The organism is Actibacterium sp. 188UL27-1 (assembly GCF_016901225.1).
In the GTDB taxonomy this organism is placed as follows: Bacteria; Pseudomonadota; Alphaproteobacteria; order Rhodobacterales; family Rhodobacteraceae; genus 188UL27-1.
In genome coordinates this window covers 1-25,152 of record NZ_JAFEUL010000023.1, presented here as the reverse complement: position 1 = coordinate 25,152, position 25,152 = coordinate 1, and the positions used below count along the sequence as shown (strand labels likewise).

Genomic DNA, 25,152 nt, shown 5'->3' with positions numbered 1-25,152 from the left:
GAGCGCCGCTTGATCTTAAAGGGGCCATAGAGGACCATCGTCCCCCTGCTGCGGCGCATCGTCTTTCAACGTAAGCCCGGCGAAATCCCACAGTTTCGGGTCAAGCAAGTGCGACGGGCGCGCGTTCATCAGCGCCCGGAACATAACCTGTCGGCGCCCGGGACTGTTCCTTTCCCAACCGTCCAGGATTTGTTTGACTTGCTGGCGCTGCAGTCCATCCTGGCTGCCGCATAGGTCGCACGGGATGATAGGATAGTTCATAGCCCGGGCAAATCGTTCGCAATCCTGTTCGGCCACATGTGCGAGCGGCCGGAGCAAAAAAAGATCGCCTTCTTCATTCACCAGTTTGGGCGGCATGGTCGCGAGCCGTCCCCCGTGGAACAGGTTCATGAAAAAGGTCTCAAGAATATCATCCCGGTGATGGCCAAGCACCACGGCATTGCACCCCTCTTCACGTGCAATCCGGTAGAGATTTCCTCGCCGCAGACGCGAACACAGCGCACAATATGTTCGTCCGTGCGGCACCTTGTCCATGACGATCGAATAGGTGTTCTGGTATTCGATCCGGTGCGGCACGCCCATCCGTTCTAGGAATTCCGGCAAAACCGAGGCGGGAAAGCCGGGTTGCCCCTGATCAAGATTGCAGGCCAACAGGTCGACAGAGAGCAAACCGCGCCATTTCAACTCGTAGAGAACCGCCAGCAGTGTGTAGCTATCTTTCCCGCCGGACAGACATACCAGCCAGCGCGCGTTGCGCCCTTGGATCATACCGTATTGTTCGACAGCTTCGCGGACATGCCGGACGATCCGCTTTCTGAGCTTGCGGAATTCCGTCGACTGCGGGGCACCGTGAAAAAGCGGATGAATATCGTCTAGGGTATCGGACATGGGCGAGGGGATAGTGCAAAAGATGGGCCTGGAAAAGGGGGCGCACCGATTGGTAGAACGTAAACTTGGTCGCGGTTTGGTCGGGCCACGGGCTTCACGCGATCTGTGTCGGAGCCAGGGTGTTTAGACCGCCGTCTTGTATGCCGTGCGAGGTTTTCACGGCGGTTTTGCGCGGCCAGGTCCGTTAAAATGAAAAAGTTTAGTGATAATCCGAGCAGCTGTTAACATGGCGCTGAGGCCAGTTTCCTATGTGTAGCCTGATCAAGACGGACAGTCTTTTGCATCTAGGACACCACATATGCAGCTTCCGCAACGCGCCTTGCACCTCTTAAACGACCTTAGATCCGGGCTGGCATCTCAGCCCTGGTTGCTCAGTTTTCTGCCGGTTTTCGCGTTGGCTGGGTTTTTGTATGGCATCGAAGGGGTCTTATGGGCTGTGGCGGTTTCTTTGCCGGTCATTGCAGCTGTTTCTCGGGCGGCAATCGGGCGGCAGGTCAGTGAAGAGGTGGACGGCCTGACGGGTTTGATGAACCGGCGCGGCGCCTTGCGTGCCTTGGAGCGTTTGTTGGACCGGCATGGTGATCAAACCGATGACGTGCTGCTTTACATCGTCGAGATCGATTTCTTCTCGGAGTTTCTGGACAGGATGGGCGGTAACGCTGTCGACGACATCCAAAAACAGATCGGAGAACGTCTGATCGCGGCCGTGCGCGGCTCCGACATGGTTGCCCGTTTGTCGAGCCAGCGGTTTGCTGTCGCGATCAAGCCTGCGCGTCAAACTGATATTGATGCAGCTTTGCTAATAGCCGAAAGGTTGCAGCGGGAGATCGGGCTGGCCTTTACCGTTGATGCATCCAGCACCTACCTGTCCTGTTCAATTGGCTTTTGCATGGCGCGCAGATTGGCGGACTGCACGCCCGAGACCTTGATTGATGGGGCGCAAGTTGCCTTGGAGGAAGCGCGCCGCCATGGTGAAGGAGCTATCCGATCCTATTCAAGCCAGCTAAGCCAGACCGTCGCTCGGCGCCATGAATTGATGTCGGAGGTGCGGGAAGCCTTTGATAATGACGAAATCTGGCCCTGGTTCCAACCCCAGGTTTCCACGGATACCGGTGAAATTGTCGGGTTCGAGGCTTTGGCCCGCTGGCGTCATCCTGAACGGGGGATGATCCCGCCAGCTGATTTTCTGGATGCCATCGAATATGCAGGTCTTATGCCACACCTTGCCCAGACAATGCTCCGCAAGAGCCTGAATGCCATGGCAAGTTGGGAGACCAAGGGATTGCGGGTCAAGACGATTGGCGTCAACTTTTCCAACCATGAATTGCGGGATCCCAAACTGCCCGACCGTGTTAAATGGGAACTGGATCGTGTGGATCTGTCCCCAGACCGATTGACGATTGAGGTGCTGGAAACCGTTGTTGCTGATACTGAGAATGATACCGTCACTCGCAATATTTCGGCTCTGGCGCGTTTGGGATGCACCATAGACCTTGATGACTTCGGCACCGGGAGTGCGTCGATTGCCAATATTCGGCGCTTTGCGGTCAATCGACTGAAAATCGACAGATCCTTCGTGACCAATGTTGACACGGACAGAAACCAGCAAAAGATGGTGTCAGCGATCTTGTTGATGGCCGAACAATTGGATCTTGAGACCTTGGCCGAGGGGGTGGAGACTGCCGGAGAACACGCTCTGCTGGCTCAACTTGGATGCGGATCGGTTCAGGGATTTGGTATTTCGCGTCCCATGGCGTTTGAAGATACCGTGGCCTGGATGACAGATTACAACGAGCGCAGGGCAGAAACGCTTCACATCACCCCACGCGCGCAACGCAGCGGTTGATCACATGATCGCAGATCAGTGGCTGATGGCATGAACCCACATAGTTCGTCGGCCCTGTTGCCGTCGCCTACATGATGTTGACCGTCAGAGCGATCTGATTTTTCTAGCCCTGGTCGATTGAACATCTGAGTGTCGGTCCCACTTGATAGGCAGGTTGGGATGGGGTGTGCCGAAGGGTTACCTTGGGATTCTGCTTGACCTTTATGCTTGTGGGCGATTGAACCTGCCCATCTCGGACATGGCAGCGGTGAGTAAACGAATGGACGATCAGAATAAAAACCTCTTGCTGGCCACAGCTTTGAGTTTTCTGGTCATATTGGTTTGGTACGTTTTCGTAGATCCCCCAGAACCGCCTGCTCCCGGTGACCAGGCCGTGACCGCGGCCGAGCCACAAAGCTCTTCGGGGGAAGAGACGGCTGCTGTGCCGCCCGTTGCGACCGGCGGTTCGGAACAGACAAGCAGCGATACCGCCCCAGAGGTGGTTGATGCGCCGCGATTGTCCATCGAGACACCCAAGCTTTCTGGCTCAATTTCATTGGCTGGGGGCCGTATCGATGACCTTGCCTTGAAGGGGTATCGCGAAACGCTTGACCCGGAAGCCGATATCGTCACGCTACTCAAACCGGTGGGGGAACCCGGCGCTTATTATGCGTTGTTTGGCTGGGCCCGCGGTGATGGTCTTGAGCCGGAAGATGTACCAGGCCCCGATACGATCTGGACCGTAGAAGCGGGCGAAACGCTGTCCATGGACAGCCCGGTGACATTGCGATGGGACAGCCCCTCCGGTCTCGTCTTCCGCCGTACCATCGGCATTGATGATGACTACATGTTCGATATCGGACAGAGTGTGGAAAACCCGACCGACCAAAGCCTACGCGCCGCGCCCTACGGCATCATAGCACGCCACGGGCTGCCCGAATTGACCAATTTCTTTGTTCTGCATGAAGGTGTCGTCGGCATGCAGGACGGCGAACTGATCGAGCAGAACTATGACAATCTCGTCGATCTGGATGTTATCGCCGGCCTGGGAGCCAACGGAGAGCAGATCGAGAATACACAAAATGGCTGGATCGGATTCACCGATAAATATTGGATGACGTCTTTGATCCCGCCCTCGGATCAGACTTTCAACCTGCTGATGCTGTACCAAGCCCGGTCAGACATCTACCAGACGCAGACATTCTATCCGACCGTGACCATTGAGCCGGGGCAGACTGTCACCAACTCCTCACGCCTTTTCGCAGGTGCCAAGGAATGGGAGGTGATCCGCAACTATCAGCGAGACGGTGGTATCACGAAGTTCGTCGACAGTATTGATTGGGGTTGGTTTCATTTCCTGACCAAACCGATCTTTGCCGTGCTGCATTGGTTGAACCTGCTTATCGGCAATATGGGTTGGGCGATCATTGGACTGACCCTCCTGATCAAGGCGCTGCTTTTCCCACTGGCTTACAAATCTTACGTCTCGATGGCGAAGATGAAGGAACTTCAGCCGGAGATGGAGAAGATCAAGGAGAAGGCTGGAGAGGACAAACAAAAGCTCCAACAGGAAATGATGGCGCTTTACAAAGAAAAAAAGGTGAACCCTGCGGCGGGCTGCCTGCCAATTCTGCTGCAGATCCCTATCTTTTTCTCGCTCTACAAGGTTATTTTCGTCACGCTGGAACTGCGTCATGCGCCTTGGCTTGGTCCATTCCAGGACCTGTCAGCGCCCGATCCGACGTCGTTGTTCAATGTTTTCGGCCTGCTTCCATTTGCAGCGCCTGATCCCACCTCGATCATGGCTCTTATTTTTATTGGGATTCTGCCGCTGCTCTTGGGTATATCGATGTGGTTTCAGCAAAAGCTCAACCCAGCCCCGACTGATCCGACACAGGCGATGGTTTTCGCATGGATGCCGTGGGTGTTCATGTTCATGCTGGGCGGGTTTGCAAGCGGATTGGTGATTTATTGGATCGCGAATAACACCATCACATTTACGCAACAATACATCATCATGCGCAGCAATGGGTACAAGCCCGATCTTCTGGGGAACATCCTGTCCAGCTTCAAGCGTAAGGACAAGGAGGCCAAGTGATCGGTCGGGAGCGCATCCGGTGCGACTGAGTTTTCCCGAGGCTGACATACCTGATGCTGCCACGCTTGAACATGGGCGCAAGCTATTCGCCGGTGGGTCGGAATTCCTGAAAGGTGTTGTTGCCATGGATGGTCTGCCCCCTGCGGATCGTTCTGAGGTCTGTTTTGCCGGACGGTCGAATGTCGGCAAGTCGAGCCTCATCAATGCTTTGACCAATCATAAAGGGTTGGCGCGGGCGTCGAATACACCCGGGCGGACGCAGGAGATCAATTTCTTCACCCAGGCCGAAAGCCATTACCTGGTCGACCTGCCCGGCTATGGCTATGCAAATGCACCGCTTGCGGTAGTGGAAAAGTGGCAGCGTCTGTTGAAAGCCTATCTGGCGGGCCGCGCCTCATTGCGCCGGGCCTTTGTGCTGGTCGATATGCGACACGGGGTAAAACCCAATGATCGGGAGATCATGGAGCTTTTGGACAAAGCAGCCGTGACCTTTCAGGTGGTCCTCACCAAGGCTGACAAATTGAAGATGTCGGAGCGGGACAAAATCCTAAAGCAGGTGCGCTCCGCCTTGGCCAAACATCCTGCTGCCTATCCGGAATTGGTGGTCACAAGCTCCGAGAAGGGCGATGGGATTGCCACACTCAGGGCAATTATCGGCACGCTTTAACGGCGGCGATCCGGCACGGGATCATAGCCGCTGCTGCCCCAGGGTTGACAACGGCCGATCCGGCGCAACGTGAGCCATAGGCCGCGAATAGCACCATGTTTTTCCAAGGCTTCCAGAGCATAGGCAGAGCAGGTCGGTTGATATCGACAATTGTGCCCGACCCAAGGTGAGAATAAGAACCGGTAAAAATAAATCGGTATCGCTACAACTCGGGCCAACGGCGTCATGTCGATGCGCCATCATGTAGCTTGGTCAACGCTTTTCGCATGTCCTGCGCAAGATCAACAAAGGGTCGCGCCGCTGTCACGCCAGCTCTACCGATCAACACGTAGTCAAAACCTGGCTGGCCGAATTGCGGTAGGTTATGGCGCGCTACGGCTCTCAAACGCCGCTTGGCACGGTTGCGTGCCACAGCGTTCCCAACCTTTTTGGAGCACGTGAACCCGACACGAATGGTGGGCTCATGTCCCGGACGTTCAAGAGCTTGGATGACAAAACCGGGCACTGCAACGCGACGGGCGCGCGCTGCATCAAGGAATTCTGACCGCTTGGTCAGTCGGCCAAGCGGCGCGAATGTCAGGCGCTCAGCGATTTCCGGCCCCGAACACGGCGGGCGTTCAGAATTTTACGGCCTGCCTTTGTGGCCATGCGCGCACGAAAGCCGTGGCGACGTTTGCGAACAAGGTTTGACGGTTGAAATGTGCGCTTCATCTGCTGTGTCTCCGTTGCGGGTGATGGCAATCCAGTTAGATTCGCGCACCAACTCAGTCTAAGTCGCACCTGTTATGTGTTGACTTGGCTCAAGTCAATTGTTGCCGCCGGGGCGGTTGCAACAATTCACGGCCAATATTGAGCGTTTGTTTCAATCGCTTGGCAAAACTGACACGTTTGAAGCTCTGCAGGTCACCCTTGTTCAACCGCGCGTGAACCCCCTGTCGTCTATTGCGTTGTCATCGCATGTAGAGTGCAACTTGGCACAGAGGATAATACCATGAGCGACATGACCGAAGCTCCCCAGAAAAGCGCATTGGTGAAAAATCTGCCTTTGATCGCCATCGCTCTTGTGGCGGTGATCGGCGCGTTCACGTTGAAAGACTATTTGAGCTTTGACGCCTTGGCGGAAAACCGGGAGACCTTGATCGCCTTTCGAGACGCCAACTACCTTTTGACTGTGTTGGCCTTCGTGGCGATTTATGTGGTTATCGTGGCGTTCTCGCTTCCAGGGGCCACGATTGCGACCCTGACCGGTGGCTTCTTATTCGCCACCTTCCCGGGCGCGTTGTTCAACGTCACTGCGGCAACCACCGGAGCGACCTTGATCTTTCTGGCCGCCCAATACGGGCTGGGTGACCGGTTGGCCGCAAAAATGGACAGCTCCGAAGGGGTTGTCAGAAAGATCAAGGACGGGATCGACAGCAGTCAGTGGGAAATGTTGTTCCTGATCCGGCTGATCCCCGCAGTTCCGTTTTTTGTCGCAAACTTGGTGCCTGCCCTGGTGGGGGTGCCTCTGGTGCGCTTCGTCATCTCGACCTTTATCGGTATCATCCCGGGCGCGGTGGTTTATACCTCCGTTGGCGCGGGCTTGGGGGAGGTTTTTGCCAGGGGCGAAACCCCGGATCTGGGTATCATCTTTGAACCGCATATCCTGCTGCCGATCCTCGGTCTGTGTGCCTTGGCAACACTTCCCATCATTCTGAAAGCTGTGCGCGGCAAGAAGGGGATCTGAACTTATGAACCGGATCAAGACGGATATCTGCATCATTGGCGCAGGCTCGGGCGGTTTGAGTGTGGCTGCAGGAGCCTCTCAAATGGGCGCCAAGGTGGTTTTGCTGGAAGGCCACAAGATGGGTGGGGATTGCCTCAACTATGGCTGTGTGCCCTCAAAGGCCTTGATCGCTGCGGGCAAGCAGGCCCATGCCATGGAAACCGGCGCATCCTTTGGAGTGAAACCGACCCAGCCGACGGTCGATTACAGTGTGGCCAAAGATCATGTGCACCGGGTGATCGACACAATTGCCCCCGTCGACAGCCAGGAGCGATTTGAGGGTTTGGGCGTCCATGTTGTTCGGGAATATGGCCACTTCATCTCCCGTCAGGAGGTACAAGCTGGCCCCAATATCATTGAGGCGCGTCGCTTCGTCATCGCAACAGGATCATCGCCTTTTGTCCCACCGATACTGGGCGTGCAGGATACGCCATACTATACGAATGAGACCATCTTTGACCTGCGCGATCGCCCGGATCATCTGATCATCATCGGTGGCGGTCCCATCGGTATGGAAATGGCGCAAGCCCATATTCGCCTGGGCTGCAAGGTCACCGTTCTGGAAGGCGCCAAAGCGATGGGCAAAGATGATCCCGAACTTGCCGCCGTCGTATTGGATCGGCTGACGGATGAAGGCGTTCAAATCGTCGAAGGGCAACTGGCCAGAAAAGTCAGCGGAACCGATGGTGACATAACGGTCGAAACTCAGGATGAAACGACTTTCCAAGGAACCCATCTGTTGATGGCCGTTGGTCGCAAGATCAACATAGACAAGTTGAACTTGGACGAAGGCGGCGTCGCCCATGATCGCGGTGTCAAGGTCGATCCCGGGTTGCGGAGCGTCACCAACAAGAAGGTCTATGCCATCGGTGATGTGGCAGGTGGTCTGCAATTCACCCATGTCGCGGGCTACCATGCTGGCGTCATTGTGCGGTCGATGCTGTTTGGCCTGCCTGCCAAGGCCAGCACCCGGCACATTCCCTGGGCGACCTACACCGACCCGGAATTGGCGCAGGTCGGCCTGACGGAGGAGCAGGCGCGCAAGGCTTACGGGATCAAGCTGGATGTCGTGCGCTTCCCCTATGCGGAAAACGATCGTGCCATTGCCGAAGGCAAAACGACGGGCCTGATCAAAGTTATGGTTTCAGGTGGACGCCCTGTTGGCGCATCCATCGTGGGCGCCCATGCGGGGGAACTGATTGCGATGTGGGCCATGGCGATTGCCAACAAGCAAAAGATGTCAGCCATCGCAAATACGGTTTTGCCTTATCCGACGCTGGCAGAGATTAACAAACGCGCTGCAGGGGCTTACTTCTCCCCCAAATTGTTTGATAATCCGACAGTTAAGCGCGTGGTGGGCCTGGTCCAGCGCTGGCTGCCCTGAAACCAACCCAAGGACGGCGATAGGTGTTCAACTCTCTTTCCGGTCGATTTTTGCTGTTGACGATCTTGTTCGTCATGTTGGCCGAAGTGTTGATCTTTCTCCCGTCGGTTGCCCGTTTTCGCGAAGATTTCCTGCTATCCCGATTGGAGCGGGCCCAGATTGCCTCGCTCGCTTTGCTGGCCGAAGATATGCTGGATGAAGAGCTGGAACAGGAACTTCTTGAGAATGCGGGCGTCTACAACGTCGTGTTGCGGCGCAATGAGATGCGCCAGCTGATCCTGTCCTCTCCGATTCCGGCGCCGGTTATGGATACCTTTGACCTGCGCAATGCGAGTGCGCTGGAGCTGATCCGCGATGCGGTGATGTGCCTTTGGAAAACCGAAAGTCAGGTGATCCGTGTCATCGGCGATCCCGTTCAGGAGGCGGGTCTGTTGATTGAGGTCACGATGAATACCGTGGCCCTAAGGGAGGCCATGATCGATTACGGGATCCGCATTTTGATCTTGTCGGCCATGATTTCCATTGTGACGGCGTTCTTTTTGTTCCTCGCTGTTCGGTCCGTTTTGGTCACTCCCATCAAGCGGGTGGTCAGCCATATGCAAAGCTACGCGGCACAACCCGAAGATGCCCGCAGGATCATCGCACCGGAATCGACGGTGCGGGAATTACGGGAAGCTGAGGATGCTTTGCAATCCATGCAGACACAGCTGACCGGGGCGTTGCGCCAGAAGGAACGACTGGCGCAGCTTGGTGGGGCGGTTGCGAAGGTCAGCCACGATTTGCGCAATATCCTGACCACGGCGCAGTTGTTCACAGATCGGGTTGAGGCGAGTGAAGATCCCGCGGTGCGCCGCGTCGTTCCCAAGCTCGTCAATTCCATCCGGCGGGCCGTGCATCTTTGCGAGGGGACCCTGGCCTTTGGCAAATCCGAAGAGCCCCCTCCTGCACTCTCAATGGTGGACCTCGCCTCCATCATTGACGATGTCGTCGACAGTGAGCGTCTGGCAGGCGCAGAGCATAATCTCAAGATCGAGACGGAGATTGCCGCTGGCATGGTCATTCGCGCCGATAGCGAGCAACTCTACCGGGTGATCTCAAACTTGGTTCGCAATGCCCGTCAGGCGATTGCCGCGACGCAAAAGCCGGGGTCGATCCGTGTTGTCGGGCGCGAAGACACGGATGGGTGGATGATCGATGTGGTCGATACCGGGCCGGGCCTGCCGCCCAAAGCGCAGCAATATCTGTTTCGGCCATTTCAAGGCGGGGCGCGAAAAGGGGGGACGGGTCTGGGTCTGGCCATTGCCGCTGAGCTGGTCCGAGGCCATGGTGGACAACTTGATCTTGTACAGACCGGACCTGGAGGAACGCGCTTCAGGATCGCGCTGCCTAAGGCCATTGATCGGTATGAGACTTCGGTGGCCTGACCGCCAAAGCTTCGCCACAATCCGGCGATATTTGCTTGTTTAAAGCGGAGAGTTGAATGCGAAAGATATCCTTGGTTTTGGGCCTCGTTCTGTCCGGTTCGGTCATTTTTCTTGGCACGAGCCGAACACAGTTGGCCGAAGGCCTGTTGTCATTGATCTTAGGTGGTGAGGACACTCGGATTTCTCAGCCACAGCGCGTTGCTGGTAGTCACACTGATGACACCCTGCCGGTTGTGCGGCGCGGAGTGCACACCAGTCAGGGACCTGCCTCACCGGTCTCAACAACATCTTCCATCTCCTATTCGACACAGTCGTCGACAAAGAGTGGGTATCAAGTTGATGGCGGTCGCACGACGCGGCTACCGCAGATCTCAGGTGGCGATACCAGATCAACATACGTCCCGCGATCATCTGGATCGAGCACGAGTGGACGTATGCGGAGCCGTGTGCGCTCGTCTGACCGATACCGCCCCTCCTTCCGCTCAAACGTTCGAGGTCCGCGCTACCAGCTTCGCTAGAGCGGTATGCAGTTTTCGCCTTGCAAACGTAAGGCGTCAAAGCTAAGCCGCTGCTAGTCAGTGCGCTGGTAGCTCAGTTGGATAGAGTACCTGACTACGAATCAGGGGGTCGGGGGTTCGAATCCTCCCCAGCGCGCCATTTCACAGTCAGCGGTTGAAATCCCTTCTAACACCTTGAAGGGGAACGAAAAATTAGGGGTTCGAACACCCTGGTTTCGGGAGTATCGAATAGGCTCCACAAAAGCGAGCCTTAGCACTGTTTTCTGCCACTCAATCCGACCATTTTTCCAGATATTCCAAGGGCTTGAAAGAAAACGCAGAGCGAGTTCGAACGACTCCTCTAGGGTATTCAACGGTTTGCCGCCATACGCCATGCGTTCTTCAAGCAAGACCTTCTCAGATTCGAGCTTAGCAATGCGTTTCTCATAAGCTGCGATCACGCTGCCCGTACCGGACTCAACGATGCGATCCAGCAGAGCTTCAATCTGCCCCTCAATCTTGTGGATATCTTTGCCAAGCGTCTTCGATGCCTCAGCCGCTTGGGCAAGGCGAACGTCCCAGATGTCCTTGAACATGGTCTTAGCCAGCTTAAAGAGCCCCATGGAGGGCTCAAGGGATTGAAGCAGGGCTTCGAAGTCACCTTCGAGCTGGTCGCGTTTGATGGACTTGCGATAGCTCTCGCAGCCCTTTGTCTTACAAAGGTAGTAGGGATGCTTCTTGCCTGTCTTGCTCTTTGACCAGCAGGCTGTCATGGCCTCGCCGCAATCATCGCACTGAACGAATCCCCGAAGCGGGAAGTCGAGCGAGATATCTTTGCGAGCTGGAGCCTTGGCCGTTGAAGTCAGGCGTTCTTGCACCTTGAGGAAGGTCTCATAAGAGATCAGCCCCTCATGCTGGCCTTTGCGAACCGAGATGCCCCAATCAGCATGCTCGACATAGCCCGCATAAAGGCAGCGGGTCATCATATCATGGATGCGCTGGTTGCGAATCTCTGTTCCGTTCAAGTCTTTTGGGAAAGCAGGCTGGCGTTCAAGGAAGCGTTTAACTTCCACTTGGGTCTGAAACCGGCCATTGGCATAGCCTTCAAGAGCCTCTTGAAGAATAGATGCATTGGGCTCATCGCGCACCAACACCTTGCCATGTCCCGCGCTTAAGCGTTCATAGCGAAAGCCGATTGGTGCCTGAAAGGGCCAATACCCGTTTTGAAGGCGAGCGCGCATACGGTTTTTGGTTTGCTCACCATTTTTCTGACGTTGATGCTGTGAAACCGAAGCCAAGAGGTTTTCAACGAGGATCGAATCCGAATCCTCACCAAATTCAATTGACGGGCTTTCAAGAAGACCGCCCGCACCGCTGATATCGGTTCGGAGCTTCAAATGCGCATCAAGCCCGCGTGCAAGGCGGGTGATGTCATCAATAATGACAATATGCTGATCCTTGCGCTGCTGGCGCAGGAATGAGAGCATCGCCTTCATACCGGGACGTGTCGAGAATTTACCCGACATATCGTCCTTAAAGACCGATACGACCTCATAGCCTTTGTATTTGGCATACTCGCGGCAACGGGTCTCTTGCGAGTTCAGCCCGTCGCCGCGTGTGGTTTGCTTAGGATCAGACACGCGGCAGTAGACAACTGCCTTCGCGCCGATCCTCGTTTCTCTATCTATATGTACTTTCATCGTTTTTCTCGATTCTTTAACCTTGGCGGCCCGCGATCACGTATCATCGCTGGCGCACTCAAAGGCATCTTTCACATTATCTACAGGCTTGGATTCATTAGAATCCTTGCCTGCGTCTACTTCAAGGCCTTGTGACACTTGTCCACAGACTTCTTGGGCCGGATGCACCCCAAGGCCAAGGTCTACAAAGGCCATCATCATCGACCAAAGCGCTGAGATGATTTCCTTTTTCTGAGCATCGCTCAGTGTAGGATCATCCAGACAAGCTTGATACTTGGCCACATCAATCTCGACGCTTGGTTTGGCCGTTGGCGGCAAGCCAAGCTGATTAAACAGGTTGCGTTCATCACTCATGATCGCACCTTCCTTTCCCACCCAATTGGCAGACACGCGCGAGCATTCATCCGCTTCATGCGGATGCTCAATTGTTCCCTCTGCCCTTGAGATGCCATCAGCCAGATCAGCCTTGGCGGTAGGAAGTGCGCGAGATGCGCAGCTTTGCTCTACCTTCATAATACCATGATCCGCCGGAGAGCCGCAAATTTCTGCGCCTTGCGCGGTTATGCCTTGTTCGTGTTTCATTGTGTTTCCTTTTCATGTTTGTTTCAATTTTGGTCTTAGATTTTAGGGCGATGGCCTTCGATGAAGCTCCATATCCCGTCTTGGTATTGCGGGTGATCTGTCAAGGCCGCTGGAACGGGCTCAGTGATCACGCGCAAAGATCGTTTCATTCCAAAGCGCCTCGGAACGGTGATGCGGGAGACATCCCGATCAAAGTACGGGTTGGGCGCATAAAGCCCGGTGTATTGCCGCTGGCTGAAATACGGCAGCTTGTCGGCCAGAAACGGACGCAGGCCATATCCTGAAGCCAGCACCAGAGATTTGGTGTGGCTCATCCCCAGAATTTCCTCTGGCGTCATGAGGGCACGTGCTTGCTTGCGTTGATGACCGCGTTCATAGTCCAAGCTCTTCATCGCTAAGCCAGTGCGCATGGCATTACCCTTGCCGAACAAGGCATCATGCATGGCCTCGCGCATCTGACGATCCGCGCGGTGCTGGGTTAGAGGATCAGCGACCTCGATGGTTTGAGTGCCGAGCTTGGCCGAGAGATGACGTGCGGTTTCTAGATCAGAAATCCCGCCGCCCAGATAGACCTCAATGTCCGCACTGGCCGAAAGCGTCATCGCGCCAGTGGGGCCGAGATTCTTATGAATTTGGCCAATGTCTTGATAGACACAGAGCGGGCACAAGCCATAGCCCCTCATCACCGAATACAGATCAGCAATCTCATTGAACGAGCCGAGCTGTGCCGCCTCATCAATGATCAGGTTCAGAGTGGGTGCATCAGGCGCAAGCTGTTTGAGCGTGCGAAGCGTCGAGAAGAACTGACGAATGACCGCAGCATTCTGCTGAGTGACTTCCGGCGGCATGACGAAGAACACGAAGACAGGATCAGCGCTATCCGCGCAGAGAACATCCAGCGTGAAGTCCGCGCTTTGCGTCGCCACAAGCGCAGCTTGCAGACGTGGATCATTCATGAAGGCCATCGCATTGGTGATGCCGCCCATGACGGAATCAAAGGTGCGGCGACTCTCATCGGCCATATCCAACATCTCATCATAGGTGACGCGAAGATCAGGCTCGCCGAGGCTGGCCATGATGCTTGCTATCTCTTCCCATGCCGCAGGCTGAGAACGAACCATGCCGATCAGTTCATACACCGATGTAGGGGAGACCCCGCCATCCATATGCATCAGCCCCCTCATCAGGGCATCCAGCCAGCTTTGGCCTTTCTGGTCGAAGAACTGTGAATCCCCACCAATAGTAGAAGGCAGGAAGGTTTGTGCAGCACGGCGGCAGTCCGCCACCAACCGAGTGCTTTCAGCCTTCAGATGGCTGAGGATCGACAGACGATGACCTTGCACGCCATGTGTGGCATACGGGTTTACCTCGTAGACTCGGGCCTTGATGGATGCGAAATACGGCTCCAGCACAGCGCGAAGCTCGCGTTTAGGATCAAAGATTGCGTAGCGTTGCGGCTCGCCATTGCGGCCCGGTGCGCCGATGATGTGCGACAGGATCGTGGTGAACTTGCCAGAGCCAGCACCGCCAATCAGCAGCATGCCAGCGCCTTTAGAATGATAGAGTTTACGGCCCTGATAAAAGCCGAACGGGATACCGCCTTTCGCTTTGAAAGCACGGTGAATGTCGAGCGGCTGCGCAAAGCTTGCCGAGCCATGGGGATAGCGTGCCTCAAAGGTCATGAGGTGTCCTTTCATTAAAAGATTTGGGGGAGGAAGGCGGCGCGCGCGCCGCCTTCCAGTTTGCCGAGTTAGCTGCCATTGGCTGCTGCGATCACTCCGATTACCGTAAAGATAATCAGAACCCATCCAGCAACGGCGAGGCCATTGGTGAAATTGGTCCAAGCCGTTGGCCTTTTGACAAGATCATAGACTTCGACGCGTTTACGCGGTTGGTATTTAGACATTTGGTTTCCTTTTCAGTTTCGTTTCAGATCATGCGGTAGGCGAGATACACGCCTGCCATCGTAAGAGCTGCCGCGATGGCAGCCCGCGCTGCAAAAAACGTCATCGGCCATGCGATGATGTCCCATGCAAAGGCGATCAGCTTAACGGTCTCTCGCTCGTAATGATCTTCAGCCAGCCAGATGACATAGGGCATCGTGTGCTCACTGAAGACCGGGGTAACGATGATCGAAACCATGGCTGCCGCGCAGGTGGCAAAGCCTCCTTTGAGGTCTTCACCGGGGCCACCGCGAGGCGACCCCATTCCGGGGTGTTGGTACATTTACTTGGCGTCCTTTCTCCTTTTCATTTGATGCGTTAGACGCACCTGTCCTGTTCACTGAAAGCGGTGCTTCAGTGCTTAGGGCGTTGGTTTCGTTTGTCGTTTTGGTTCGTGCAGCGCCTTGGTGAAGCGCATGGCCAGTTAAGTAGTCCCGCCCATCAATTATGTCACGAAGACGAGTTCGAACTTGTCAGCTTTAGGGAATGCAGGCCAAGCTGCGCGTTATGAACACCAAGCCCAAGAAACCCAAGAACCGCTTTCTGGCGGGCACGCACGTCTCAGAAGATGTGCTGGTGAGGGTTCTGTTTTGTTGGTTGCATGGCATGACGCACTCAGCCATCCCCGAGGCGGTGTTTGAGGACGGTGGGTATGTCGATCTTGGGGTGAACAAGCTTCAAGAGACATTGGGAGAGCGCTTTACACTAGCCCAAGGCAAAAGCCGTAAGGTGTCGCGGCAGGCCACGCATAAAATTATCAGAGCCGTTTCCGTCAAAATCCTGTCTAAAGAGTTCTATGATAGACGGAACACGCTGACACGTTGGCTCGAAACAGAAATTCCAGATCGCTTATTGGGCAAGCTCTGGATGGAGCCAGTACTTGGGAAGAATCCTAACCAAGAGCAAAAAAATGAGCTTGTAACGTCAATGCGCGATCAAAGCGTCAAAGATCATTTCGAAAATCAGAAGCAGACCATGTTGGAGATCAGCTCAGATATGATCCCTTATGAAGACATAAGGCAGGTGCCCGGGGCACTACCATCGGATGTATTTGAGAACCACGTCATGGTCACAAAGATGCGGGAACGATATAAGAGTTTTAGAGGATACAAGCCGTCTGGGATGATTACGCATGTGGCGCATCAAGTGTCTATTCGCCAAGGCGCTGACATGCTGTTTATTCATGAAGGCTATATTCATGACAAAGCACTGCCTCAGTATGATCAGATGGAAACGGCTGAGTATTGGTTGCTTTGTGTAACGCACGCTTTGGCAGTACTGTTGATCCAGTTGGAGACAGGGCAGAGCTATGATTACATCAAGGGCAGGGTAATAGGCTAACTCAATTTTGCACTAGTAAAACGCCTTTTAGATCATTTAGCAACGGTGGCCTTGATCGAAGTTCGCGGGCTTATCCACAGAAGCCTTAGACACTAATACAATCATTAGATGTCAAAACATAAAGATGTGATAATGTTTCTGCAAATTTAAAAGAAATCACATTTTATGAAATCAATCTTTAAATCAGGGCGCAAGTACCTTGTTCTAGTTCCTATAATAGTCTCAATGCTGGTGTCCATAATTTGGATTAAGTTTATTTATATTGGCTCTAATGAAAGAATCTTCTATGAAAAAGCTAAGGCAGAGTTAACCTCAAGTAAAGCCACCGTCCGTCTCGGCAAGTTGCTTCCGGGAAATTGGCAGACAGTTTGCTTTGTAGATGAGTACAACTCTCAAACCAACGAACTAATCAAAATTCATCCAAATGTTCGACCTGAGGAAATTATAGAGACTGACCCCCTATCGTTTAGGTCCGGTCTTATTTTTGCAAGTAATACAGGAATTTTTCGAACACTACATTTTAAGGCTGGGGGCATTAGCTTTAGCGGGCTAAATAGAATGAATATTAAGAAAAATGGGACCAATTACTTTTTTCTTAGCGCTTCAAATGAGCCCCAAAGATGCTTCGATAGATCAAAAGCCGTTCTAAAATTTCAAGAAAAAGAAACCAATTGTTGCGGTCTATCTCGCTCAATTATTTTAACAAAGATATAGGAGAATAGAATTGCCAGCACCAATAATTGTAGGAGGATCAGTTGTCGCTTTGGGTATTTCATCCATGGCTGCTCTCGGCGGAGCGAATGCTTTTCTCATGTCGGCCCGATCAGAAGCACAAAGTGAATTTAATACTAGATTCACGGATGTAACCAATTCTACTCAACGAGCCTTGATGCTTGATGCATTTACGCATATGTACACAAGTGGAAAGCTGGTTCAAAATAGCAGTCAGATTTTTTCGAGGCTGCTTGGCGATTTAAATGAGTATAGTAGACGTGGTAACACTGCTGAAGAACAGAACAAAGATTTCTGGAACAATGATCTGGGGAGGCAGTTAGGCTCAGTATCGGCCTCAACTAGTGATCTTGCAAATAGTATAGAAGCCGCAATTCGCGGTGGAGATGCAATAATAGATGCAGATATAGACCCTAGAAATTTCTCGCAGAACCCTCTAGTGCTCGACAATTATGCATTGTCTCAAATTACAAATATTGATCCAGCTGACCTTACAAATATTGGGCCGGAAAACACCGGAAATGACTCGTTCACAGATGCAGTAGTCGAGGCGAACTCATCTACCGTCAATAGCATCGGTTCATGGTACAACAATCTCTTAAATACGTTCGGCGTCGAAATATCTGGTTGGTGGGACCCGCTTGTAATTGATCTTGACGGTGACGGTGTCGCCGCTGACTTCTTGGACATCCAAAACGGTGTTAGCCCCGTATATTTCGACTTGGATGCAAATGGCTTCGCAGAAGCTACGACATGGCATGCAGACGGTATGTTAGTTCACGACTTGAACGGGAACGGTCTTATTGACAATGGCAACGAGCTTTTCGGCAACAACGTGATCGATGGGTTTTCCGCACTAGCAGCATTCGATAACGATGCCAACGGTACTATAGATGCAAATGATACAATTTGGTCCGATTTACAAATTTGGCATGATGCCAATTCTGATGGTCTTACGCAGTCAGGTGAGCTTCTCACACTCGCATCACAGGACATTATTGGGATTGATTTAGCTGCATCGCAGCCACTCAACGTTCCTAATGTGCTTTTGATGGGAACGGCTACAACCAGCACAGGAACGGTAGAAGTTGCAGATTATAATTTCCTTCGCGGTTCTTTGAACACACGTTATGCAGAAGACTACAACTTTGATGTCAGAGCAACCTTTCTTCCAACTTTTAGAGGTTACGGGCAGATGGCAGATATGCATATCGCTCTAAGTCTCGATAATGACGAGACCAATCCAGCTTCGCTGATGGCGATTATGACGAATATCGCATCTTATACACCAACAGAGATGTTTGAGAACTATGCGACCATCGAAAATAAAATCGAAGAACTTTTATACCGCTGGGCTGGCGTTGATGGTATAGACCCTGCTAGTCGAGGTGAGTTTATTGAAGATGCTCGCCAACTTGAGTTCATGGAACAGCTGTTTGGAGAACAGTTTGTCAATCAGAATGAATGGACTGATAACCCCGGAACCGTGCAAGCAGATGGCCTTGAGGGGCTCTGGAATGATGTAATTTTCGCACGATACAAGGCTACAATTCTTACCCAACTAATCGGCGATGACCTATTCACAAACGCACCACAGCTCGATTTTGCTGGCGACATACTAGATATAAATGCACAAACGCGCCTGTTTTCTCAAGATACTTTGGATGATCTAGAAGCTGCGGCTATCGCTCTGCCTGACACGGCGGCACGTCAAGAATTTTGGATGGGAGTTGCTGATTATCTGCGAAGTGTGCATGCCCATGACGGCACAGGAGACGATTTCGGTCTGGATACTGTTGAAGCGGCTAAACTGTCTGCTGCCATCAGTAGCAGTGATGCCGCTCTTGCTTGGGGAGAGGCAGCACACGATCCGTCAAATGGCGTAACATCAATAGAGTACCGCTATTTCAATCCAACAGGAGAGACTATCGAAGGCGATGCAAACGGCAACACTCTTGTCGGAGGAAATAATGACGATGTTCTAATTGGTCTAGCTGGCGCTGATACGATACAAGGCGGTGATGGCAATGATACAATCTTTGGCCATCAGGATGGTGGCCTTGGAGACGACGCAGCTGCTGATACTCTTGAGGGCGGTGCTGGCGACGATGTGATAGATGGCGGCGCAGGACACGACATTATCGTTGGAGAAACCGGAGCTGACCATCTTATTGGTGGTGATGGAAATGACCGTCTTGGAGACGGTCTTGGTATAGCCAATCAGCGCACTCAAAATCTTCTCGATGGTGGTGCGGGTGATGATACGTATTTTGTTCAGGGAAGCACCGACGGTCAGAATGGAATAGATCAAGTCTTTATTCAGGACTCTGAGGGCGAAGACTATCTTCGCTTTGGTTCTGATGCGCGCTATCCATCGGCAGAATTTAATCATTTCGATCTTGGATCGATTGTACGGATTGGTAACGAGGGTATCAGAATAACCGGACAACAGGGATCGCTTGGATATGATGTTGTTATAGCAGATCAGCTTACTGATCTGAATGATCAAGACGGTGTTGGTATCGAGTGGATACGTGTCAAAGACACGAGTAATTCCAGCTCATGGTACAATTTGAAAGATCATCTGCTAAACTGGTCAACAACCATGACAACCCAAGGCTCAGACAATGGTGAAGTCATTTATGGCATCGACTTTGGAAACTTTGAAGATAGTATAACGGCTCTGGGTGGAGATGACACCGTATACGCAGGTGCTGGAAATGATGTCATCGGCGGGAATGATGGTCACGATACCTTATTTGGCGGAGCTGGCTTAGACAATATTCTTGGCGGCGCTGGAAATGACATCATTGACGGCGGTGAAGGCAACGATACTATTTCTGGCGGCGATGGTGATGATACTATCACTGGTGGAAGCGGTAATGACATCATCCAAGGTGGTAGCGGAGCTAACATTCTAGACGGCGGTGACGGTGATGATCGCATCACTGGCGGAGCAGATCAGGAAACCTACGTTCTTTCTGGTGGGACAGATATGTTCATCAACGATTTTTCTGGTTATGAGCTAGTCGAAATACCAGAAGGACTTCTTCCCCAAGACGTTCAGTTTACCGTTTCAGGAAGAGATTTTCTTTTGACGACAGCAGGCACAGCGATGTCTGGAACTACGACTATAGCAAATCACTTCTATGACCCTTACACTCAGAACACCTTCGAAGAGTTTCATTTCGATGATGGCTTTTCGTTAGTTGAAACATCAGGATCATCATGGCGTTGGGTTTCTGATACCAACCAGAACCAAAGCAGCGATGAAACAATACTATTTACCAGCGGTGGCGGTCGCTTGATCTTGGCTGATGGCGGTACAGATAGAATTTACTCTGGTAGCGGCGATGCGACGCTTTCTGGCGGAGCAGACGATGATTTCCTATACGGTCAAGGCGGTAACAATAAGCTACATGGCGGAACAGGGGATGACTACCTTGAGAGTGGAACAGGAGATGATCAAATCTGTGGATCACATGGGGTTGATACAGTTTCTTTTGTGAATTCATCGAATGGCGTTGTTGTCGATCTTCAAGCTGGAACTGCAATCGGTGAAGGCACAGATACACTGTTCACAGTCGAAAACGTAATTGGTTCGTCGTCGGTGGATACGCTTTATGGAGACGATCAAAGCAATGTCCTATCTGGTGGCCTTGGAGATGATACTCTGGATGGAAAAGGCGGAACAGATACAGCCGATTATAGTGTCAACACGGCAGCGGTAAATGTTGAACTCAAGAATGGTCGTGCAGACGAGCGGCGCGATGGGTCTTGGGATGACAATCTAACAAACATCGAGAATATTCGCGCAACCGACTTTTCAGACAGAGTTGTGGGTGATGACTTTTCAAATGTGATCCATGCTGGTGAAAGTTCAGATATCATCAATGGCGGCTTGGGCTCGGATACTTTGCATGGCGAGGGCGGAAACGACGCTCTGTACGGCGAGCATGGTAACGATTTCCTATATGGCGGCGCTGGAAGCGACAACTTAGATGGAGACCGATACAATCTGTCGGCGGCAGACTCGGGAGATGATGTCATTTTTGGTGGCTCAGGCAGCGATAACATTTGGGGCCGTTATGGTGACGATACGCTTTACGGAGAAGATGGGAATGACTTTCTGAGAGGTAATCAAGGCAACGACACGCTTTATGGCGGAGCCGGAAACGATAAGCTCTATGGCCATGATGGTGATGACACGCTCTGGGGAGGTCTTGATCACGACGACCTGTGGGGCGGCGCTGGTGCCGACACATTTGGTTTTGCAGACACGTTGATCTTCGATGAAATTCACGACTTTTCGATCTCGGAAGGCGACAAGCTAGATATCTCCAACATCGTAACTGGTTTCGATCCAAACTCAGATGTATTGACAGATTTCTTCAAAATTGGATTCAACGGTACGCATTCCTATGCACAGGTCGACTCGAACGGCGGTGCAGACGGCTTTGACCAGATCATCAAGTTCGTGAACACCCAAGTGGACGAGACGGACTTCACAGTTGGCGTGAACCTGATCATCTAGATTGAGCGGTTGGATTTAAGGCTGAACGCAAGCTGTGCGTGGTAGTACCACACTGCTTGACAAGGGTGCCCGCTGCGCGCCCCCGTTGTATCCCCCCGGCCAGTGGCTCAGATCAGGGCATAAAGCCCGTCCTCAGAGCCAGCAGAACGTCTGACCGTTCAATCACCACCACGTCGTGGAGACCAACCTTGCGTAGTTTGGATGCACGCCATGCCATGGAGGCGACTTCATCGAGACCATGAAGGGAGCACTTCGTAGCTGCCCTTACCTTGGAACCATCCCATCGAGCCAAGGGGCTATCGCGCCCCCTGACAACCCGCTCGTTGGACTTGGAGACGTGCCTCTCCACCAACACCGAACCATGCCATGCACAAACGAATTGCCCGTTTGACCATCAATCAGGAGAGCGCCTCTAACAACTCCCCACGACACCAGCTTTCGTTTACCATGAGGTGGCATCTGAAAAAGTGTCTTGGGGAAAACTCGGTACCTTCTAAACTCAAGAGTGTGAAGGTCTATGCAAGTTGCTATACTTATGTGAATGCTTGAAAGCAAAAATGGGTGATTGCCTACATGGCAGTAGAAAGTATTGAAGTGAGCAGCCTGACAGATATCGAAAAGCGTTGCATAGAGAAACTTTTAGAAATGGGCAGCGGCTTTGTCTTAGATTATTCTGATTCTACCTATGCTGAGTTTTTTAAACGACATAACATTGATATTCATAGCGATAAGTACCAGAGTTATGGAACATCAAAAGCCAAGAAGATGAGGGCGTTCTGGGAAATAGAACCTGATGTTGTAGTAGGGAAAGTTCTTTCTGAACTAATGGATTCTTATGAGGTCGACGGGGAGCTAGGAGGGCGTGAAATTGATCATCCTGTTCTTGCTAAGTCGAGAGACATAGCGGAACGCCTTTTAGGTAAGACTACGCAACGCAGCGAAGTAATAAATGAAGACGTTTTTCTTGATCATGAATTCTCGATACCCAATATCGAGAAGTTACCAGTCGACATCAAGGTTGTGCCAATTATAGAATCTCGTCTTGAGGAAGCAAGGGCAGCTTTAAAAGCAAACGCAAATTTATCAGTCATATTTCTTTGCGGTAGCGTTTTGGAGGGTGTACTTCTGGGGGCGGCACGGAAAAATCCAATGGATTTCAACAAGGCAAAAGCTAGTCCGCGTATTGATAGCGGCGAGGTTCAAAAATTTCATAAATGGACACTTGCTCAATTCATTGACGTTGCATGTGAGATTGGGTTACTCAAGCCCGATATAAAAAAATTCGGACATGGGCTGCGCGATTTCCGAAATTACATTCATCCTTATCAACAATTAGTATCAGGATTCTTACCAGACCAGCACACTGCCAAAGTTTGTTTTCAAGTTCTAAAAGCTGCCTTGGCAGACGTGGCGGGAGAAAGGTAAAGGCGTATACTATAGGAATTGATCTAGCATAGGTTCAATGCGACGTATGGTTATACTCTAGACTAAATCAACCTATCAACGTCATAAACTCGGGGTCGTCTTCATCGCCATTGGTTGGCGCAACTGCAAGCGCGGCATTCCGTGCGAGCGCTCTAGCTTTCCGTTTATGTGCGAGAGCCTTGCCAACACCTTCCGTGATTTCAGCTTTGCGATTTTCATCTTTCGGGATCGGCAGCATCAGCTCACGAATGCGCGCGCCAAGCGTATCAATGATATCTTGAGTGAAGCGCTTGGCATAAATCTGTTCACGCACAATCGGGCTGGATAAGATCGCGAGCAACAAATTCGGATCAATCACATCGTGATCGTATGATCTAATTTTGTATATGTGGCTCTGATAGACGATCTTGGTATCTGCCTCTGAAATAATGGCACACGTTCCGACAAGATAAGTGCCATCCCGCACCATCAGGATATCGCCTTCCCGAACATCCTGCCGCTCTTTCAGCTTTTCATAGATTTCGGCACTAAGCCCATGCTTGGGATCAAGTTTGATTTCCCAATTGGCAATATCGGAGGTGCGAATGAACGGGATCGTGCCTGTGCCATAGGCCAGCTTACCCACCTCATGGCCCGTTGAAAGCTCAACAACGCCATCATGGATTAGATCACCAAGCCGAACAATATCGTGCGTTTTCCCAAGTTTCTTGAGCTTTTGTTTGATCTCGGGGTTGTAGTATTTCGGCAGATACACATCATCCACGATATCGGTTTCGCTGAGCGTGAAGCCAAAATGATCATAGTCAATCTTGCCCGTTTCCTTGTAGTCATGGAACTTCTCCATGATCTTCGGAATATCATCATGCGGGATAGGCAGGCCGCGTGAGTCATGACCACACCACTTGGCAACCGCCATGAAAATATCATGTGGGTTGTCAGGATCAGTCGGAGTTTTCTCGATGATCACGCCACACGCTTTGGCGTGGGTGAATGGCTGAAAAAGCTCTTCTGGGAACGAAACAACAGCATTAATGCGTGCAACGGACTTGATATATTGCACGATAAAGCGATGGGACGGATTACAAAACATGGACTCAGGAGCCATAATGCCCATACGCCCGCCCGGCTTGAGCATAGCAAGGCATCGCTCAATAAATAAGATTTGTGGCGCTTGGCCATCATACACCGTATTGGTTTGCTCGTACTTTGTGGTGCCTTTTTCTTTCTTCCACTTATAGCCAAGTTTGTATTTGGTCAGGATCGTCTGATCATCAATTTTGAGCTTCTTGCCAAAGGGCGGGTTGGTTAGAACCACATCAAAGGTGCCAAGCCGCGCATCATCCTTGGCTGTGCTCTTCCATTGCGCTGGATCATCAAGGCTGTTCTCACAGAACACACCGCCTCGACCATCGCCGATGATGGCCATGTAGGCTTTGGCGACTTTGGCCAGAAAGTAGTCCTTGTCGATCCCGCGAATGTTTCGGATGGCGAGTTTTTGCTTTTCAGAGAAGATTTCATGATCAGGCCAGCTTAGCTCTTCGCCTTGCTCATCGACGCGCCGCCACATCTCGCGAAGGGACTCCACAAGAAATCCGCCAGACCCGCAAGCGGGATCAATCATGCGATCATCGGTGCCAAGATCAATCATCTCAACCAGCAATTTCACAACATTGCGGGGGGTAAAGAATTGCCCCTGACCACCTTTGAGCGATGGTCCAATGAAAACCTCGAAGGCTTCTGCGATAGCATCGCGCTCGCTTTCGATCAGGCAGAAGAGGTGAAGCTCGCCTACGGCATAAGCAAGCGTGGCATCATCAAGCAAGATTTTCTCGCTGGCTTCGATGACATCAGAATATTGCTTCTTAACTTGCGCAAATATCTTCTCGATCCTGACACGCACATCTTTAGCAGATTCTTGAATGCCAGCGCGGAAGGTCACCATGTCATCAGGTTTGGTGAAGCGCTCATCATATATCTTGCAGAAGATCAGATTGATGATCTGCTGGGCAAAGACTTCATCTCGCGTGATCCCGACTGCATTGGCAGCCATGTAGTTGCGCATTGTTTTGAAGATACTCTTCAAGTTTTGTGCAGGGATTAGGTCTTTGCGCTTGTATAGGCCGACATCCTCAAGCCGTTCACCAAATTTTGGGATGTTGGGAATGTCTTCAAAGTGAACTTTCCCATCGGCTTCGGTCTTTTTGATGAACAGCTTTTCATCACCTGACCTGCTCCCCTGAAATGTCCGGTGTTTTTGGTTAGCCTGTTCTCCAAGAAGGAGACAGATGATGAAGAGAAGCCGTTTCAGTGAAGAACAGATAATCGGGATATTGAAAGAACATCAGGC

At 52.0% G+C, this 25,152-nt stretch carries 19 protein-coding genes and 1 tRNA gene; 10 read left to right on the top strand and 10 right to left on the bottom strand.

Features of this window, described 5'->3' with window-relative positions; genetic code table 11:
* Positions 1 to 15: 15 nt before the first annotated feature.
* Positions 16 to 888 carry a tRNA 2-thiocytidine(32) synthetase TtcA gene (ttcA, locus tag IU397_RS20525; protein WP_204417284.1) on the bottom strand — a complete coding sequence of 291 codons (873 nt, stop codon included), beginning with the start codon at positions 886 to 888 and terminating at the stop codon, positions 16 to 18.
* A gap of 298 nt (positions 889 to 1,186) precedes the next feature.
* Here ttcA and IU397_RS20520 point away from each other — a divergent pair, with 298 nt between their 5' ends.
* The 3 genes from IU397_RS20520 (at position 1,187) to yihA (ending at position 5,478) form a co-directional block, all read left to right on the top strand.
* The gene (locus tag IU397_RS20520) at positions 1,187 to 2,734 is read left to right on the top strand and encodes a bifunctional diguanylate cyclase/phosphodiesterase (RefSeq protein ID WP_204417283.1); all 1,548 of its coding nucleotides are present in this window, start codon (positions 1,187 to 1,189) and stop codon (positions 2,732 to 2,734) included.
* 259 nt (positions 2,735 to 2,993) lie between these two features.
* A complete protein-coding gene (yidC, locus tag IU397_RS20515) occupies positions 2,994 to 4,811 on the top strand; it encodes a membrane protein insertase YidC (RefSeq protein WP_204417282.1) in 1,818 nt (605 codons plus the stop codon).
* 19 nt (positions 4,812 to 4,830) lie between these two features.
* Positions 4,831 to 5,478 carry a ribosome biogenesis GTP-binding protein YihA/YsxC gene (gene yihA, locus IU397_RS20510; protein WP_204417281.1) on the top strand — a complete coding sequence of 216 codons (648 nt, stop codon included), beginning with the start codon at positions 4,831 to 4,833 and terminating at the stop codon, positions 5,476 to 5,478.
* Here yihA and yidD read toward each other — a convergent pair.
* The 3 genes from yidD to rpmH are packed head-to-tail and all read right to left on the bottom strand — an operon-like array spanning position 5,475 to position 6,189.
* Positions 5,475 to 5,705 carry a membrane protein insertion efficiency factor YidD gene (gene yidD, locus IU397_RS20505; protein ID WP_204417279.1) on the bottom strand — a complete coding sequence of 77 codons (231 nt, stop codon included), beginning with the start codon at positions 5,703 to 5,705 and terminating at the stop codon, positions 5,475 to 5,477. The two genes, yihA and yidD, sit on opposite strands and share 4 nt — an antisense overlap.
* Complete coding sequence (gene rnpA / locus IU397_RS20500) at positions 5,702 to 6,034, bottom strand: ribonuclease P protein component (protein WP_370541748.1); 333 nt, start codon at positions 6,032 to 6,034, stop codon at positions 5,702 to 5,704. Before rnpA ends, yidD begins: the two co-directional genes overlap by 4 nt.
* Before the next feature lie 20 nt (positions 6,035 to 6,054).
* Entirely contained in the window at positions 6,055 to 6,189 is a 135-nt protein-coding gene (gene rpmH, locus IU397_RS20495; protein ID WP_020055168.1) for a 50S ribosomal protein L34, read from the bottom strand.
* 280 nt (positions 6,190 to 6,469) lie between these two features.
* Here rpmH and IU397_RS20490 point away from each other — a divergent pair, with 280 nt between their 5' ends.
* The 4 genes from IU397_RS20490 (at position 6,470) to IU397_RS20475 (ending at position 10,708) form a co-directional block, all read left to right on the top strand.
* Positions 6,470 to 7,204, top strand: coding sequence for a TVP38/TMEM64 family protein (locus IU397_RS20490; protein WP_204417277.1), 735 nt, complete (start codon positions 6,470 to 6,472; stop codon positions 7,202 to 7,204).
* Between the two features lie 4 nt (positions 7,205 to 7,208).
* Entirely contained in the window at positions 7,209 to 8,627 is a 1,419-nt protein-coding gene (locus IU397_RS20485; protein WP_204417275.1) for an NAD(P)/FAD-dependent oxidoreductase, read from the top strand.
* Between the two features lie 23 nt (positions 8,628 to 8,650).
* Positions 8,651 to 10,051: a HAMP domain-containing sensor histidine kinase gene (locus IU397_RS20480; RefSeq protein ID WP_204417273.1), complete on the top strand. Its 1,401-nt coding sequence runs from the start codon at positions 8,651 to 8,653 to the stop codon at positions 10,049 to 10,051.
* A gap of 580 nt (positions 10,052 to 10,631) precedes the next feature.
* Positions 10,632 to 10,708: transfer RNA gene (locus IU397_RS20475), tRNA-Arg, on the top strand.
* Here IU397_RS20475 and IU397_RS20470 read toward each other — a convergent pair.
* From IU397_RS20470 to IU397_RS20450, 5 genes are all read right to left on the bottom strand, one after another.
* The gene (locus IU397_RS20470; protein ID WP_204417271.1) at positions 10,671 to 12,248 is read right to left on the bottom strand and encodes a recombinase family protein; all 1,578 of its coding nucleotides are present in this window, start codon (positions 12,246 to 12,248) and stop codon (positions 10,671 to 10,673) included. The two genes, IU397_RS20475 and IU397_RS20470, sit on opposite strands and share 38 nt — an antisense overlap.
* 36 nt (positions 12,249 to 12,284) lie before the next feature.
* Entirely contained in the window at positions 12,285 to 12,830 is a 546-nt protein-coding gene (locus IU397_RS20465) for a hypothetical protein (protein WP_204417269.1), read from the bottom strand.
* A gap of 35 nt (positions 12,831 to 12,865) precedes the next feature.
* Positions 12,866 to 14,512, bottom strand: a complete 1,647-nt coding sequence (locus IU397_RS20460; RefSeq protein ID WP_204417267.1) for a type IV secretory system conjugative DNA transfer family protein — start codon at positions 14,510 to 14,512, stop codon at positions 12,866 to 12,868.
* A 68-nt stretch (positions 14,513 to 14,580) separates the two neighbouring features.
* Positions 14,581 to 14,736 (bottom strand): hypothetical protein, encoded by a 156-nt coding sequence (locus IU397_RS20455; protein WP_204417265.1) that lies wholly within the window; start codon positions 14,734 to 14,736, stop codon positions 14,581 to 14,583.
* Between the two features lie 23 nt (positions 14,737 to 14,759).
* Positions 14,760 to 15,056 (bottom strand): hypothetical protein, encoded by a 297-nt coding sequence (locus IU397_RS20450; RefSeq protein WP_204417263.1) that lies wholly within the window; start codon positions 15,054 to 15,056, stop codon positions 14,760 to 14,762.
* 203 nt (positions 15,057 to 15,259) lie between these two features.
* On the opposite strand from IU397_RS20450, the gene IU397_RS20445 reads away from it, so the two are divergent.
* From IU397_RS20445 to IU397_RS20435, 3 genes are all read left to right on the top strand, one after another.
* Entirely contained in the window at positions 15,260 to 16,114 is an 855-nt protein-coding gene (locus tag IU397_RS20445) for a hypothetical protein (RefSeq protein WP_204417261.1), read from the top strand.
* Between the two features lie 724 nt (positions 16,115 to 16,838).
* The gene (locus tag IU397_RS23750) at positions 16,839 to 21,380 is read left to right on the top strand and encodes a calcium-binding protein (RefSeq protein WP_204417259.1); all 4,542 of its coding nucleotides are present in this window, start codon (positions 16,839 to 16,841) and stop codon (positions 21,378 to 21,380) included.
* Positions 21,381 to 21,953: 573 nt separating this feature from the next.
* Positions 21,954 to 22,805 carry a hypothetical protein gene (locus IU397_RS20435; protein WP_204417256.1) on the top strand — a complete coding sequence of 284 codons (852 nt, stop codon included), beginning with the start codon at positions 21,954 to 21,956 and terminating at the stop codon, positions 22,803 to 22,805.
* Positions 22,806 to 22,872: 67 nt separating this feature from the next.
* Here the strand turns inward: IU397_RS20435 and IU397_RS20430 are convergent, their stop codons facing one another.
* Entirely contained in the window at positions 22,873 to 24,855 is a 1,983-nt protein-coding gene (locus IU397_RS20430; RefSeq protein WP_204417254.1) for an N-6 DNA methylase, read from the bottom strand.
* Between the last annotated feature and the right edge of the window lie 297 nt (positions 24,856 to 25,152).

Bases quoted from the DNA above. Each gene is read 5' to 3' on its own strand.
- ttcA (WP_204417284.1), bottom strand. From the start codon at position 888: ATGTCCGATACCCTAGACGATATTCATCCGCTTTTTCACGGTGCCCCG.
- IU397_RS20520 (WP_204417283.1), top strand. From the start codon at position 1,187: ATGCAGCTTCCGCAACGCGCCTTGCACCTCTTAAACGACCTTAGATCC.
- yidC (WP_204417282.1), top strand. From the start codon at position 2,994: ATGGACGATCAGAATAAAAACCTCTTGCTGGCCACAGCTTTGAGTTTT.
- yidD (WP_204417279.1), bottom strand. From the start codon at position 5,705: ATGACGCCGTTGGCCCGAGTTGTAGCGATACCGATTTATTTTTACCGG.
- rpmH (WP_020055168.1), bottom strand. From the start codon at position 6,189: ATGAAGCGCACATTTCAACCGTCAAACCTTGTTCGCAAACGTCGCCAC.
- IU397_RS20490 (WP_204417277.1), top strand. From the start codon at position 6,470: ATGAGCGACATGACCGAAGCTCCCCAGAAAAGCGCATTGGTGAAAAAT.
- IU397_RS20485 (WP_204417275.1), top strand. From the start codon at position 7,209: ATGAACCGGATCAAGACGGATATCTGCATCATTGGCGCAGGCTCGGGC.
- IU397_RS20470 (WP_204417271.1), bottom strand. From the start codon at position 12,248: ATGAAAGTACATATAGATAGAGAAACGAGGATCGGCGCGAAGGCAGTT.
- IU397_RS20465 (WP_204417269.1), bottom strand. From the start codon at position 12,830: ATGAAACACGAACAAGGCATAACCGCGCAAGGCGCAGAAATTTGCGGC.
- IU397_RS20460 (WP_204417267.1), bottom strand. From the start codon at position 14,512: ATGACCTTTGAGGCACGCTATCCCCATGGCTCGGCAAGCTTTGCGCAG.
- IU397_RS20455 (WP_204417265.1), bottom strand. From the start codon at position 14,736: ATGTCTAAATACCAACCGCGTAAACGCGTCGAAGTCTATGATCTTGTC.
- IU397_RS20450 (WP_204417263.1), bottom strand. From the start codon at position 15,056: ATGTACCAACACCCCGGAATGGGGTCGCCTCGCGGTGGCCCCGGTGAA.
- IU397_RS20445 (WP_204417261.1), top strand. From the start codon at position 15,260: ATGCAGGCCAAGCTGCGCGTTATGAACACCAAGCCCAAGAAACCCAAG.
- IU397_RS20435 (WP_204417256.1), top strand. From the start codon at position 21,954: ATGGCAGTAGAAAGTATTGAAGTGAGCAGCCTGACAGATATCGAAAAG.
- IU397_RS20430 (WP_204417254.1), bottom strand. From the start codon at position 24,855: ATGGCTGCCAATGCAGTCGGGATCACGCGAGATGAAGTCTTTGCCCAG.